Source organism: Ruegeria sp. N7, from assembly GCF_056531345.1.
In genome coordinates, this window is record NZ_JBQFLR010000014.1 from 1 (window position 1) to 14,939 (window position 14,939).

The following is a 14,939-nucleotide window of genomic DNA, read 5'->3' on the forward strand; positions in this document are numbered from 1 at the left end:
GGCGGCAACTGGAGCTTCGAGTTCTACATGGAACAAAAACACGTCGGCTTCGCAACCGGAAATCACAACATCATGCAGCTGGGGAAGTGAAAACGACTGCACTCGAAATACGCGCTAAGAAACTCTAACTCCAGGAGGAGACCATGGGAGAAATCGTACTTGCCGCCAAAATGACTCACGTGCCTACCCTGCTCATGTCCGAGCAGGAAGGACCGATCAAAGGCAAGCGTCAACCGGCTATTGATGGCCACCGGGAGATTGCTCGTAGCGCCAAGGAACTGGGCGCAACAACTGTTGTCATCTGTGATACGCATTGGGTGTTGAACGCGGGCTTTCACATAAACGCCAACGACCATTTTGAGGGTCTATTTACATCGAATGAATTCCCCCAGTTCATTCAGGACCTGCCCTATAAATATGAGGGCAATCCCGAATTGGGTGATGCGATTGCGCGGATTGCGACCGAAAAGGGTGCTTATACGTTGGCCCATCACCTGGACAGCCTTGAGGTGGAATACGGCACACTGGTGCCGATGCGGTTCATGAGCCGTGAACACGAAATGAAAGTGGTGTCGATCGGTGCGTGGTGCACTGTGCACGCTCATGACGAAAGCCGTATCGTCGGCGAGGCAATCCGCGAAGCAGTCGAGGCCAGCGACGAAAAGGTGCTGCTGGTTGCGTCGGGTTCGCTGTCGCACAAGATCTGGGCCAACAAGGACTATGCCGCCAATAACGGCACTTTCACAATCAGCTCAGAATTCAATCGCCAGATGGATCTGCACGTGCTGGAAATGTGGAAAAACGGCGATCACGCTACGTTCCTCAAGATGCTGGGTGACTATGCCAACTTCTGCTGCGGTGAAGGTTCGATGCATGATACCGCGATGCTATACGGCGCACTCGGCTGGGACGCTTACGACAAGAAATGCGAGGTTGTGACCGAGTATTTCCCGTCCTCGGGCACCGGTCAGACTAACGTCATATTCCCGGTCTGAGGGTCGCGGTTCCCATACCGATTGCTTGCCCCTGGTGCCTTTTGGCGGGGCAAGCCGTTGATCTATCTAATTCGAACTGATGCAGGTCCCCAAATGTTTCCTTTGAAAGACCCCGGTTTGCTGCGAGAGGCTGCCCTTGTAGGTACACGCTGGATTGAAGCTGACCCGGCCAACGGCCTTGCCGTCACCAACCCTGCCACCGGTGAAGTTATTGGTCATGTTCCCAATCTGGGCGCCGCCGAAACCGCCGAAGCTATTGCTGCCGCCGAGACCGCGCGCCACGGGTGGGCTAAACGCACCGCCAAAACGCGTAGTCAAATTCTGCGTCGCTGGTACGAACTGATGATGGAGAACCAGGACGATCTGGGTGCCATCCTGACAGCTGAGCAGGGCAAGCCACTGGCCGAAGCCAAAGGTGAGATCGCCTATGGTGCCAGCTTCATTGAGTGGTTCGCAGAAGAGGCCCGCCGCGCCTATGGTGATGTCACCCCAGGCCACGCGCCAGACAAACGCATCCTGACGATCAAACAACCCATCGGGGTTGTAGCCGCGATTACGCCGTGGAATTTCCCAAACGCTATGATCACGCGCAAGGCTGGCCCTGCTCTGGCGGCGGGCTGCTCCATGGTTCTGAAACCGGCCAGCCAGACTCCATTCTCAGCTATCGCGTTGGCGGTTCTGGCCGAAAGAGCGGGCCTGCCTGCGGGGCTGTTCTCGGTCGTCACCGGCTCAGCCCGTGGCATTGGCGGCGAGATGACCGGGAACCCGACAGTACAGAAACTGACCTTTACCGGTTCGACCGAGATCGGAACGCTTCTATATGCGCAATGCGCACCAACGATCAAAAAACTGGGGTTGGAGCTGGGTGGCAATGCGCCCTTCATTGTTTTCGATGATGCTGATCTGGACGCTGCTGTGGAAGGAGCGGTGATCGCCAAGTTTCGAAATAATGGTCAGACCTGCGTTTGTGCCAACCGCATTTACGTGCAGGCCGGTGTCTACGATTCCTTTGCCGCCAAGCTGCGCGACAAAGTAGCGACTTTGCCCACTGGTAATGGCTTTGACGAAGGTATCATATTTGGTCCGCTGATCGATCAGGCGGCAGTCGACAAGGTTGCTGAGCACATCGCTGATGCGACCTCGAAAGGTGCCGAAGTCACTCTGGGCGGCAAGTCGCACGATCTGGGTGGCACATTCTTTGAGCCAACCATTTTGACCGGTGTTACTTCGGAGATGGCGGTCGCGACCGAAGAGACGTTTGGCCCGGTCGCACCCCTTTTTAAGTTCAACACCGAAAGCGAAGTCGTCGCTGCGGCAAATAACACCGAGTTCGGCCTTGCCTCATATTTCTATTCCCGCGACCTGGCTCGCGTTTGGCGAGTTTCCGAGAAGCTGGAATATGGCATGGTCGGAATCAACACCGGCCTGATCTCGACTGCGGAAGCTCCGTTTGGCGGGGTTAAGATGTCTGGTCTGGGCCGTGAAGGCTCGCGCCATGGGCTGGATGACTTCATGGAACTCAAATACCTGTGCATGGGCGGCATCGACACCGCCGAGGAGGCTTAATGCGCTTTGCTACTTTTACCACCGAAGGGGATACCTTTTTTGGCGCGATTACCGATGATGGTGCGATTGCCCTGAACGGTGATTTCCCCGAGTTTTCCAGCCTGTATGAGGTCATCGCTGCGGGTGAGTTTAGCCGGTTGGCTGCGGCGGCCGAGGGTAAGCCTGTGACCCATTCCGATTTCACCTATGAAATGGTGATGCCGGATGCACGTCGCATTCTGTGCGTCGGCGTGAACTTTCCGGACAGAAATGCGGAATACAAGGATGGCAGCGCGCAACCGGAATATATGTCGCTGTTCCCCCGCTTTGCCAGCGGTTTTACCGGCCACAACCGCCCGCTGATCCGTCCGCCGGAAAACCACACGCTGGACTACGAGGGCGAAGTGGCCATTGTAATCGGCAAGGCGGGTCGCCGGATATCGCAGGACGAAGCCTATGAGCACATCGCCGCGTTGACGCTGTGCAACGAAGGCACGATCCGCGATTGGGTGCGCCATGCCAAGTTCAACGTAACTCAGGGCAAGAACTGGGATAATTCAGGGTCGATCGGCCCTTGGCTGGTGCCCTTCACCGACCCGGCGCAATTGGATGACGCCCGCATTCAAACCCGCGTCAATGGTGAGTTGCGTCAGGACGACACCCTCGACCGCATGATGTTCCCGATCCGGCGCGAGATCGAGTATATCTCGACCTTCATGACCCTGAAACCGGGTGACATTATCGTAACCGGCACCCCCACCGGTGCGGGCGCGCGCTTTGACCCGCCAAAATATCTTGCACCGGGTGACGTGGTCGAGGTTTCTGTCGAAGGTATCGGCACCCTGCGCAACACAGTCGAGGATGAGAAGGCATGACACCCGAAGAGCATGCCCGCGCAGCAGCCGACCTGCTTCAGGCCGAACGCACCGGCGACCAGATCGGTCTGCTGAGCCTGCGCCACCCCCAGATGGGTATGGACGACGCTTATGAGGTGCAGAACGCCATCTATCGCCAGAAGCTGGCCGAGGGGCGCAAGGTCATCGGGTGGAAAATCGGTCTGACATCGAAAGCGATGCAATATGCGCTGAACATCGATATTCCCGACAGCGGCATCCTGTTTGATGATATGGCGTTTGAAAACGGTGGTATGGTCCCTGCGGGCCGGTTCATCCAGCCCCGGATCGAGGCTGAAATCGCCTTTATCATGAAATCCGCAGTCGGTGGCGAGAATGTCAGCCGCGACGACATCGTATCCGCCACGGACTACGTCTCACCGGCGATTGAAATTCTGGACACACGTATTCAGCGTCAGGACCCCGAGACCGGCAAGGCCAGAACCGTCTTTGACACGATCAGCGACAATGCCGCCAATGCAGGGATTGTGCTGGGTACAGAGCGCCACGCGATTGACGAATTCGACCTGCGCTGGGTTGGTGCCTTGACCTTCCGCAACGGTGAGATTGAGGAAACCGGCCTTGGGGCCGGCGTATTGAATGATCCTGTTGAAAGTGTTGTCTGGCTGGCCCGGCGTATGGCGCAATACGGACAAAGTATTGAACCCGGACAAGTGATCCTGTCGGGCAGCTTCATTCGCCCCGTCGAATGCCCGCCAAGCACAGAAATTCACGCCGATTTCGGACCCTTCGGCTCGGTCGATATCAAATTTGATTGAAGGAGCACCTTAATGCCCGCGCCAACAAACCCCTTCAAGGCCGCACTGAAAGCCGGAAAACCCCAGATCGGATGTTGGATTGGGATGGCCAATGCATATGCCGCCGAAATCGCCGCCACATCCAGATTTGACTGGCTGCTTGTTGACGGGGAACATGCCCCGAACGATCTGCGGTCTATCCTTGAGCAAGTGAGGGTCATCGAAGGCACAGGTAGCCAACCGGTAGCGCGCCTGCCAATTGGCGAGACCTGGATGATCAAGCAATATCTCGATGCTGGCGTCCAAAGCGTATTGGTGCCAATGGTTGAAAGCGGCGATCAAGCGCGGGAATTGGTGCGCGCGGTGCAATATCCACCACATGGAGTTCGAGGCGTTGGGTCTGCTCTGGCGCGTGCTTCGCGTTTCGCGGCGATCCCGGATTACCTGACAACGGCAGGCGACCAGATTTGCCTGTTGGTTCAGGTGGAAAACCGCCTTGGCCTGGATGCACTGGATGACATTCTGACGACAGATGTCGACGGCGTATATATCGGTCCGTCAGATTTGGCCGCGGATATGGGGCACATCGGCAATGCTGGCCACCCCGACGTGGTCGAAGCGGTTTTGGACGCGTTGTCAAGGATCGTGGCAGCGGGCAAGGCAGCGGGCATCCTAACGTTGGACCCCGTGATGCAGCGCAAGTGTCTGGATCTTGGGGTTACGTTCCTGGCCACGAATATCGACGTAACACTTTTTGCCAAGTCTATGCGCGGGGCGGCCGAAACTGCGTTGGAAATGTTGCCAGACCAGTGCGCGTCTGGAAATGCGCGAACAGAAATGGCCAGCAAGTATCTTCAGCAGTTATGCAAGCACTGGTCCCACAAAGGGCAAGTCGAATTTGGCGCAACTGAAGGAAACGTTTCGTTTGAAAACCGGCGCGCGGTTGCGATGAAAGCGACGGACGAAGGGCTGGAAATAGTTGCTTCAGTCGGCCCACGTGAGGATTTGAACTTTTGGATGGGTGTTATAGAGGACCACCTGAAACGCTTTGCGTTTCGCGAGGAGTTCGAGGTTGTTTGGAATGCATAGCGCTGGAATGCAAGGGCAACCGAGCGCGCCCGGGACTTTCGGACACCGCCGCAGGCTACGATTTGTAGTCTGCGGGTATTCGACAAGATCCTGCACCGGATTCTGACTCGGGTAAAACAAGCCGCAACTGCGGATTTTCCAAACCTAAAGCGGCATCAACCTCGATAGACGTTGTGACAGTGGAAACAGACAGGCTTGCAACGAGTGATAGATGTCCGGCTTGCCGTCAAAGATGGATGTCACAACAGCCCCTGCCCCATCTACTGCTGGATACCAGCCGCCATGCTGATGATCGACAAATGTTTCATTCGCATAGGTCCAGAGCTTTCTGTACCACTCCTCGTCTTCTGGCCTTCTGTCAAGCACGATCAGAGCGGCAACCGCCCCGATGGCTTCGGTGATGGGCCACCAGAACCGCGAAGCGTTGGCAACGCGGCCATCAAAATCAAGTGTGTAGGCCAACCCGCCATCAGGCAGCCACGCATCTTTCAAAGCCTGCGCAATCAGGTGGCGCGCCGTGTTCGGAGTATTAGGGCTCGTTCGGCCTGACAAATCCCAATGCTGAAGCTGAAGCCGACCCAATTCGAACGAATGCCCCGGCGTTGTTCCGGAAGGCCTGAACATCGGATCGCCCGCATAATCTCGGTTAATTTGCCAATCAGACGAATAGTGTTCGGGAAGCCGCCAGTTTTCACCGGGTGCAATTTTGCCAATGAAAAAGTCCAGAATGCGACCGGCGCGGGACAGGTAGGTTTCGTCCCCTGTTGCCTCAAAGGCAGCCAGCATCGCCTCAACGCCGTGCATATTGGCATTCATTCCACGATATGCGGAAAACGGCGTCCAATCCCTGTTCCATTCATCGCGAAACAGGCCCGCTTCTTCGTCCCAGAAGTGTTTTTCCAGAACATTTCGGACATCTGTCATTAGTTTGTCTGCATCCGGGTGACCCGCCATTTTCGCACTTGCCGAGGCAAGAAGGACAAAGACGTGCCCATAAGCAAGCTTGCGGTCATCCTTGATCTGATCCCCTTCCAGCGCCCAAAGATATCCGCCGTGGTCGCGATCTCGGTGATGGCTTTCAAGAAATGCCATACCGTGATCAATGATCCGTTCAGCACCTTGAAAACCAGACAGATGTCCTAATGCATAAGAATGAATCAACCGGGTTGTCGTGTGCAGCTCCTGCAGCTTGCCGGGCAGCGGGCGACCATCGTGACCAAGTGTATAGAACCCGGGCTCATCCCGGCAACTCGCGCTGAAGAACGTAAGTTGCCGCTTGGCCTGGTTCATCAACCAATCGCGGTGTCTTGGCGTTTCAATCCAAAACCCGGTCTCGGACTGTGACCCCGGAAGCAATAACTGATTGTCGTTCATCTAAATATCCCGCGGATGGAGTCCTGTCGTGCGCGACTTGGCCCGATCTTCCAAATTGCCCATCATCTCAGCAAGCCCGTCGCAACGCTGTACCATCCGAGGCAAACAGATGTGCATTCTGTGCTTGAATGCGCAAACCGAGGCGATCCCCGGATTTCACGGGGATATTGCCATGCTTGCGCACCATCATGGGGCCGATCCCCTCGGCATTGACGTAGATGTTCGTGTCCGACCCCAGATGTTCAACAACATCCGCAACGGCCGACAGATCACCGGCACCGTTGTCCACGACATCGATGTGTTCCGGCCTTACACCCAGTTCTTTGGCCTGAGCGGTAAGGGGTTGATCGAGGATTTTTATTTCAACCCCATTCCCGACATTCACACCAGTTTCAGTTCCCAATACAGGCACAACATTCATGGTGGGTGAGCCGATAAACTGCGCAACAAACTTGTTGGCCGGTCTTTCATAAAGCTCAAGCGGGCTGCCGACTTGCTGGATGTCGCCTGCGTTCAGAACAACGATCCGATCTGCCAGCGTCAACGCTTCGACCTGATCATGGGTCACATAGATCATGGTCGCGCTGAGCTTTTGATGCAGCCGCGCAATCTCCAGCCGCATCTCGACACGCAAAGCGGCGTCAAGGTTTGACAATGGCTCGTCAAACAGAAATGCGCGCGGGTCTCGGATGATGGCCCGTCCCATAGCAACCCGCTGACGTTGACCACCTGAAAGGGCTTTGGGCAAGCGATCCGTCAATTTGGTCAATCCCAGCGTCTCTGCCGCCTGGGCGACCTTTGATATGCGTTCAGCCACCGGAGCTTTGCGGATTTCCATTGAGAAACCCATGTTTCGCGCGACATCCATATGCGGATAGAGAGCGTAGGATTGGAACACCATCGCGATGTCCCGGTCCCTTGGTCTCACATCGTTCATACGCTCGCCATCGATCAGAAAGTCGCCGCTTGATATCGGTTCAAGACCAGCAACCATGCGCAGCAAAGTGGATTTGCCGCAGCCTGACGGGCCGACCAGAACGATGAACTCACCATCCTGAATTTCAAGGTTGATGTTGCGCAGGACCTCGACGGATCCATAGCGTTTTGCAACGTCACGAAGTTCGATACGTGCCATGATCTGGCCTCCTATCCTTTGACCGCGCCGGACGTGAGGCCCTGCACGAGATAGCGTTGAATGAAGATGAAGAAGAGGCAACTTGGGATCAGCGCCAGCACGCCGGCTGCCATCATTTGCCCCCAATCGACCGAGAATTTGGAAACAAACGTCAACAAGCCAACCGGGAATGTCATCGCGTCGTTCTTCGAGATCAGCATCAACGCAAACAACAGCTCGGACCACGCGGCAGTAAAGACAAACCCAAGCGTCGCCCCTAACCCGGGCAATGTCAGCGGGAACACCACTTTGCGCAGCGCCTGAAACCGTGTACAGCCATCCATCATCGCCGCATCTTCCAGATCTTTGGGTATGCCATCAAAAAATGACTGCATCAGGAATGTTGCAAAGGGGATGTTGAACGCAGTGTAGACCACGATAAGGCTTGTCAGCGAATTCAGCAGCCCCAGGTCCGCGATGATCTTGTAGATGGGTGCGATGATCATCAGCAGGGGGAACATCTGGGTGACTAGCATCAAGGCGATGATGATGCGTTTGCCCGCAAAAACGAAGCGGGAAAAGGCATAACCCGCCCCAGCCGCGAACAAGGTCGTAAAGAACGCCGCGCCCAGCGACACCACAAGAGAGTTCCGGAAATAGGCCACAAAATCGGTCTGAAAGATAACCGTTTTGAAGTTTGAAAAGGTCACCTCGCTTGGAAACAGGCGGGTGCCCTCTGAAAAGATCAGTGCGTCCGGCGTCAACCCGATCTTGAGCAACCAATAAAGCGGGAACAACGCAAAGATCAGATAGAACGCAAGTGCCGCGTATTTACCCACAACCAGCAGGGGGTTGGGTTTCCTGACAGCTGACATGGTCAACTCCTCAAATCTTGACCAGCTTCTTGCGAAGCCAGAGCAGGATAACGGCGTAAATCAGAAGGATCAGCAACAGCGCCACAGCAATGGTTGACGCGTAGCCGAAGTCCAATTTGCGAAAAGCGGTGGTGAATATGTAGGTCGACAGGATTTGCGTCGAATTGGCAGGCCCGCCGCCGGTCATCACATAGATCAGGTCGGCGAAATTGGCGATCCAGATCGTCCTCAGCATCACGGTGATCGCGATCATCGGAGCAAGAAACGGCAACGTGATCTTGGTGAAGGTCTGCCAGGGGGTCGCGCCATCGACTTCTGCGGCCTCATAAAGCTCATCGGGTATTGATTGCAAAGCCGCCAGCAGCGTGATCGCAAAGAACGGCACGCCAAACCAGATATTTGCTGTGATCGGACCCCACATGGCAAGCTTGGGGTCGCCAAGGATATTGTAGGGCTCTGACAGAATGCCAAGCGCGGCCAGCCAATGCGGCAGCGGGCCGATGACAGGGTTAAAAAGCCACGCCCAAGTCAGCGCGGAAAGGAAGGTCGGGACAGCCCAGGGTAGGAAAACAAGCGCCTGAAAAAGTTTCTTTCCAAAGAACTGCGTGTTCAAAAGCATGGCAAGGCCAAGGCCAAGCAGAAACTGGAATGTTATCGACCAAAAGGTCCAGAACAGCGTGTTCTCCATCGCGATCCAGAACTTGCGGTCTCGCCACAGGTCAACGTAGTTTTCAAACCCGATCCAACCAGAAGCAAAAGGCTTTAACAGCTCAATGGATTGGAACGAATATGAGATTCCGATGATTAGCGGAACCATGATCACCGCACCGATCAAAAGAATTGCGGGCGACAAATAGAAAAAAGGCTCGACCATGTATTGCAGGTAGAGCGAGCGTCGTGCCCGGGTTTCCCCGGGCCTGACAGTTTTCTGAGTACGCGAAATCACTGTTTTGCCTTCCACTTGGCATGCTCGTCGGTGAGGAACTCTGCCCACTCATCCGCGACGTCCTGCGCGCTGCGCTGCCCCAACAGGGCTTCCTGACTGGTTTCCAGCAGAAGTGTGCTGCCGAAGTAGCCCCACTGCTCCAGGTTGGTTGGCATTGTTGTCGGCACATATTGCTCACCGTTCAGTTCTTCGAACCAGCCTTTGAATTGCTCGGTCTGGAAATGAGGATCCTGGTCGGCGCCTTTGTGGATCGGAATGACGCCAACACGCTTTGCCCACGTGGCGTTGGCTTCGGGCGTCGACAGGGCTGCGACCAGATCAAAGGCTTCGGCTTCATGTTCAGTTGCACTGAAGATCGACCAGCCTGCGAACCCAATGGTCGGGAAAGCTTTGCCCGAAGGCCCAACAGGCATCGGAATGACCGCGAAATCTTCGGCAGGCATCCGCTCGGCAATAGCGATCAGTGCGTCCGGGTCCTGATCGAGGAATGCACAGGTGCCGGAATAGAAACCAGCCACAATCTCGTTAAAGCCCCAACTGACGGCATCCTTGGGCGCATATCCGTTCTGATACATGTCGATCATGAACTGGATGCCTTCGACCGAGCCGGGCTCGTTGATGCGGCTGGTGCCGTCTTCTGTGAAAAACTCGTTGGTGCCGTTCATGGCTGCGGCGAACATGATCCAGCCATTTGTTCCACCGGGACCACCGCGCAGACAGTATCCGTACTTGCCTTCAAGCTCGGACACCGCGGCAGAGGCAGCCTTGAACTCCTCCATCGTAGTCGGAGGGGTGTCGATACCGGCTTCGGCCAGCAGTTTTTTGTTGTAGAACATCGCCCGCAGGTAGAAGCCGTACGGGATCATATAGAGATCACCCGCCTGGCTGCCCATGGCAACGGTCTTGTCTGTCAGCGTTGCCCCGTGTTCCCATCCAGCGACATGGTCCTTGAGACTGACCAGCTGGTCGGACCCGGCATAAAGAGCCTGCCAGGTATCAGGCATTTCAACCACATCCGGGATGTCGCCACCTGCCACCATTGTCGCCAGCTTTTCGAACGCGTTGCCCCACGGCAGCGATACAATCTCGACAGTGACGTCGGGATTATTGGCTTCAAATTCATCAACCAGCCCCTGAAGCACCTCTGTACGCTCGGGGCTCGTAATAACCTCGACCAGTTTCAGTGTGGTCTCGGCATAAGATGCCGAACCCATGAACACGGCCGCAGCCGTCATTCCTGATAGTAGTTTTTTCATGTTTTCCTCCTGTTGATTTTATTGAGCGAACAGTTCTAAGCCGTGCTTTCGGCGAGAGCCGAAGCAAAATCGGCCCACAAGTCTTCTGCCGACTCGAGCCCCAAACTCAGGCGCACCAGATTGGGTGAGACCCCAAATTTCTGCATTGAGTTCTGTTCGCCAGCCTGAGCAAGCCCAACGCGTGCAGGCAGGATCAGACTTTCGAAGCCGCCCCAGCTCACGCCGAGGCGGAATAGGTTCAAAGCATCAGAAAACTTTGCGATGTCGACACTGTCATCAAACTCAACCGACATAAGTCCGGACCGCCCCGTCAACCCGGGAACGTCGTTGGCCCCGGGTGAGTTGACTCGCCTCACCTGCGGAACAGTGGCCAGGTGATCGACGAAGATGTTGGCAGTCGCCTGATGCTGCATCATGCGCGCATGCAAAGTACGCAGGCCGCGCGTCAACAGGAACGCTTCAAAAGGTGCCAGTTTAGCACCAAGCAAAGGAAGTGTCAGATCACGGATGCGGGCGATATGGTTTTTGGAGGCAACCGCCACGCCCGCAACCGTGTCCGAGTGCCCCGAGATATATTTCGAGGCTGAGTGGATGACGATATCGATGCCCAGTGTGAGGGGGCGTTGGAATACCGGGCTTGCCCATGAATTATCGATCATCGTCAGCACATTGTGGCGTCTGGCATGCTCTGCGACGCGGCGCAGATCCATCGCCTCAAAAACGACGGAACCGGGACTCTCCAGATAGGCAAGCGTTACATCGGCAAGCAGTTCGGGGTCGTTTTCGAAACGCTCCGGCGCGTGATAGTCGATATGCACCCCGAACGGGCGCAGGATGCGCTCCATAAACCGGAATGTGTCCGGATAGACATGTTCGACGCAGGCAATCCGGTCACCGGGTTTGACAAATGCCAGCAGCGTCGAAGATATTGCGGCCATCCCGGAAGCAAATGCAACGGCTGTCTGACCTTGTTCGGCTTCAGCCATGAGCGTTTCAAACGCGGCGACGGTCGGGTTTTCCACGCGCGTGTAGATGGCTGTTTCTGATCTTCCCGCCATCCGGTCTTCAAAACTCTGATAATTGTCGAAAGTGAATAGTGAGGTTTGAACAATAGGCGGCGTGACCGAACCTGCCGCGTCCGGGAAGATTGCTGCAAGACGCGTTGCAAGGTCTTTGTAATCAGACATTCTGACTTTCCATGATTTCCAGGACTTCTGCTTCGACCATGTCCATGATCTCGCCGACAATCCTTGCGGCTTCTTCTGCTCTGCCAGCGACGACTGCTTCGGCAAGTTGCGTGTGCATTGGAATTGAGGCCTGACCCAAGTGCGGTTGGCCGAATGGTGCTTCGTATACTTCGTTAAAGGCTTCTTGAATCTGCCGGATTAGCTGCCCGAACAATGGGTTTCCGCACGCTTCGTGCAGTGAAGCGTGAAACCGGTAGTCTGCCTGACGCCAGTCCTCACCGGCAGAATGAACAGCTATGAGTTCTGCAACGCGGGCCGAAATCAAAAGCCGCTGCGCGTCTGAGCAATTCAGTGCTGCCAACCTTGCTGCCTCAATTTCCAGTGGCCGACGCACGGCGTGCGTCCGCAAAAGGCTTTCGGCTTCGAGCTTCAGCGTGAATGGAAGGTGGATCGTGTTGGCAGATACCTCGGCCGCCAATCGCGTCCCGGCTTTCTTGTTCCGCACAACGATGCCCATGTTCTGCCAGCTTGTCAGGGCCTCGCGAACCTTCGCCCTTCCGATCCCAAGCTGATTTGCGATTTCGATCTCTGGCGGCAGGCGATCGCCTACTTTCAAACCTTCCAGTTCGATCATTCCAGAGAGAGCATCCAGAACGTCCCGGCCGCTGCTGCCAGCCGGTAGCACCTTCAAGGTGTTGCCGACACTCTCAGCTTTTTCTTTTGGGGGCGTTCTTTTGACCACGCGCGGCTTCTCCGATTCGTATTTCATTCACTTTTACATTTAATGTAGGACAAAATAAACAATAATGTCCGACATTAAAAAACGCTTGTCATCCTTACAGTTGAAGTCGAAAAATCCGGTCTCGGTCATTTCGCGGCGGGATCAATGCAACCATAATCGCCTGCGGCTTGTTGGCGGGCTGCGGTCTTCGCGCGTCCGTCTATTTGCTGTATTCCGCCCGATTTGCCGTAATCCTGAAACGCCCGCCCAGCGGCGCCTGTAATTGCCGTTAGATTTTTGTCAGCTACGGCTGAATAGTGCTTCTTTACGCTAGGGACCCGCGGTTTCTTGCCCAAAAAAAGATGTGCAAACTTGGCAAGGCTGATCTAACTTTTTAAATGCGGGGGCGCATCTCCGGATAATATGGATTTAAAACATTGAAACCTGAACACCGCGTATCTGCGGCCCCCCGGCATGAACTGCGCAATGTGCGCAATCAGGGGATCGCGTTCCTTGCTTTGGCGTTCTTGTTCAGCATTTTTGTGAACCTGCTTATGCTGACTGGCCCATTGTTCATGTTGCAGGTGTATGACCGGGTATTGGGCTCGCGTGCAGTGGAAACACTGACAGCGCTGTTTTTGTTGGTGGCGTTGCTTTATGCGCTGATGGCGATGCTGGATTTTGCCCGCGGACGCATCGTGGCCCGGTTCGGCGCACGGTTCCAGTCACAGTTGGATGAGCGCGTCTTCGAAGCAACGCTGCGGCGTTCACTTTTGCCGCAAATACGATCTGCCCCGGCAACGGCCTTGCGTGATTTGGAATCCATTCGAAACCTGTGCTCATCCCCCGTTCTGCTGGCGGTGATGGATATTCCATGGACGCCTGTTTTTCTGGGTGCGATTTTCCTGTTTCATCCCTTGCTGGGCTGGCTGGCCGTGGCAAGCGGTGTTCTGCTTGTCGTGATTGCACTGCTCAATCAGGCTCTGACCAGCAGAAAAGTCGCTGAAGCACAAACTGCAGCAGCGCGGGCAAACGCCTTTGCGGAACATGCGAGACAAGCGGCAGAGGTTGTGCGCTCACAGGGTATGCAGGCGGACGTGACAAAGCGGTGGTTGGACCAGCGTTCGAATGCCTTGCGCCAAACCATTTCGGCCAGCGACTGGACAGGCAGTTTTACGTCTTTGACCAAGTCGTTACGACTGTTTCTTCAATCTGCAATGCTTGCCTTGGGCGCGTGGCTGGTTTTGCAAAACGAAATGACACCGGGCGCGATGATCGCGGGTTCAATCCTTTTGGGTCGAGCCCTCGCCCCGGTCGAACAAGCGGTCGGCCAATGGGGCATGATCGAACGTGCGCGAACGGCCTGGACTTCCCTAAGCCGGTTTTTGGATCAGACCCCGCCCGAAGAGCAGCGGATTCGCTTGCCCATCCCGAAGGCACAGTTGGAAGCCAAATCGCTGACTGTCATTCCCCCCGGGGCAACAACGCCAACGTTGCGGAACGTGAATCTGAAGTTGCAACCGGGCAAGGCGCTGGGTGTCATCGGCAAAAGCGGATCGGGAAAGACGACACTGGCCAAGGCGTTGCTGGGGCTTTGGAATCCGGCAGCCGGTGAAATTCGGCTGGGTGGTGCCACTCTGGATCAATATGACTCCAACGATCTGGGCAGCCATATCGGATATTTGCCGCAGCAGGTTACCCTGTTTAACGGGACTGTGGCCGAGAACATCGCCCGGATGTCAGAAAACCCGGATTCCGAAGCAGTGGTGGCCGCAGCCAAGAAAGCCAATGCGCACGACCTGATCCTGTCTTTGGAAAAGGGTTATGGTACCTTCCTTGAAGGCAATGACAGCCAGTTGTCAGGCGGGCAGAAACAGCGCATCGCGCTGGCCCGCGCCCTCTATGGCGACCCTGTTCTGCTTATTCTCGACGAACCAAACTCGGCACTGGACGCGGATGGCACCGAAGCCTTGAACGCAGCCGTGAGGGGGCTCAAGGCGGCCGGCAAAGCCGCGATCATCATGACACACCGCCCGCAGGCCATTTCGGAATGTGACGATCTGGCCGTTGTCGAAAAAGGACAAGTGGTCAGGTTCGGCAGCCGTGACGAGGTTCTCAGCGCAATGGTGCAGAATGCCGGCGCGATTAAGCGCAAGCTTAGCCCCGTAGGTGAATAATGGCAAAAA

13 protein-coding genes are annotated in these 14,939 nt (G+C 55.7%); 6 read left to right on the top strand and 7 right to left on the bottom strand.

The annotated features are described in order from the left end of the window. Positions 1-143 precede the first annotated feature (143 nt). The 5 genes from hpaD to ACR0ES_RS14805 all read left to right on the top strand — a co-directional run bounded on the left by hpaD (position 144) and on the right by ACR0ES_RS14805 (position 5,280). Positions 144-995 carry a 3,4-dihydroxyphenylacetate 2,3-dioxygenase gene (hpaD, locus tag ACR0ES_RS14785; RefSeq protein ID WP_480774245.1) on the top strand — a complete coding sequence of 284 codons (852 nt, stop codon included), beginning with the start codon at positions 144-146 and terminating at the stop codon, positions 993-995. A 93-nt stretch (positions 996-1,088) separates the two neighbouring features. Beyond that, positions 1,089-2,561, top strand: coding sequence for an NAD-dependent succinate-semialdehyde dehydrogenase (locus ACR0ES_RS14790; RefSeq protein ID WP_480484356.1), 1,473 nt, complete (start codon positions 1,089-1,091; stop codon positions 2,559-2,561). Then, positions 2,561-3,415, top strand: a complete 855-nt coding sequence (locus ACR0ES_RS14795) for a fumarylacetoacetate hydrolase family protein (protein WP_480774243.1) — start codon at positions 2,561-2,563, stop codon at positions 3,413-3,415. The genes ACR0ES_RS14790 and ACR0ES_RS14795 overlap by 1 nt, the downstream gene beginning before the upstream one ends. Then, positions 3,412-4,212, top strand: coding sequence for a 2-oxo-hept-4-ene-1,7-dioate hydratase (hpaH, locus tag ACR0ES_RS14800; RefSeq protein ID WP_480484354.1), 801 nt, complete (start codon positions 3,412-3,414; stop codon positions 4,210-4,212). The genes ACR0ES_RS14795 and hpaH overlap by 4 nt, the downstream gene beginning before the upstream one ends. Positions 4,213-4,224: 12 nt before the next feature. Then, positions 4,225-5,280: an aldolase/citrate lyase family protein gene (locus ACR0ES_RS14805; protein WP_480871178.1), complete on the top strand. Its 1,056-nt coding sequence runs from the start codon at positions 4,225-4,227 to the stop codon at positions 5,278-5,280. A gap of 144 nt (positions 5,281-5,424) precedes the next feature. On the opposite strand, the gene ACR0ES_RS14810 is transcribed toward ACR0ES_RS14805, so the two are convergent. The 7 genes from ACR0ES_RS14810 to ACR0ES_RS14840 form a co-directional block, all read right to left on the bottom strand. Continuing rightward, positions 5,425-6,654 (bottom strand): AGE family epimerase/isomerase, encoded by a 1,230-nt coding sequence (locus tag ACR0ES_RS14810; RefSeq protein WP_480774241.1) that lies wholly within the window; start codon positions 6,652-6,654, stop codon positions 5,425-5,427. A 67-nt stretch (positions 6,655-6,721) separates the two neighbouring features. Then, complete coding sequence (locus ACR0ES_RS14815; protein ID WP_480774240.1) at positions 6,722-7,789, bottom strand: ABC transporter ATP-binding protein; 1,068 nt, start codon at positions 7,787-7,789, stop codon at positions 6,722-6,724. A gap of 11 nt (positions 7,790-7,800) precedes the next feature. Then, positions 7,801-8,643, bottom strand: coding sequence for a carbohydrate ABC transporter permease (locus ACR0ES_RS14820; RefSeq protein WP_480477286.1), 843 nt, complete (start codon positions 8,641-8,643; stop codon positions 7,801-7,803). A gap of 10 nt (positions 8,644-8,653) precedes the next feature. Beyond that, positions 8,654-9,460, bottom strand: a complete 807-nt coding sequence (locus ACR0ES_RS14825) for a carbohydrate ABC transporter permease (RefSeq protein WP_480774238.1) — start codon at positions 9,458-9,460, stop codon at positions 8,654-8,656. A 125-nt stretch (positions 9,461-9,585) separates the two neighbouring features. Beyond that, a complete protein-coding gene (locus ACR0ES_RS14830) occupies positions 9,586-10,845 on the bottom strand; it encodes an ABC transporter substrate-binding protein (RefSeq protein WP_480774237.1) in 1,260 nt (419 codons plus the stop codon). A gap of 35 nt (positions 10,846-10,880) precedes the next feature. Next, positions 10,881-12,032, bottom strand: a complete 1,152-nt coding sequence (locus ACR0ES_RS14835; RefSeq protein ID WP_480774236.1) for an aminotransferase class I/II-fold pyridoxal phosphate-dependent enzyme — start codon at positions 12,030-12,032, stop codon at positions 10,881-10,883. Then, positions 12,025-12,801, bottom strand: a complete 777-nt coding sequence (locus tag ACR0ES_RS14840) for a FadR/GntR family transcriptional regulator (RefSeq protein WP_480871179.1) — start codon at positions 12,799-12,801, stop codon at positions 12,025-12,027. Before ACR0ES_RS14840 ends, ACR0ES_RS14835 begins: the two co-directional genes overlap by 8 nt. Before the next feature lie 389 nt (positions 12,802-13,190). On the opposite strand from ACR0ES_RS14840, the gene ACR0ES_RS14845 reads away from it, so the two are divergent. Next, entirely contained in the window at positions 13,191-14,930 is a 1,740-nt protein-coding gene (locus ACR0ES_RS14845; protein ID WP_480484348.1) for a type I secretion system permease/ATPase, read from the top strand. Positions 14,931-14,939: the final 9 nt, after the last annotated feature.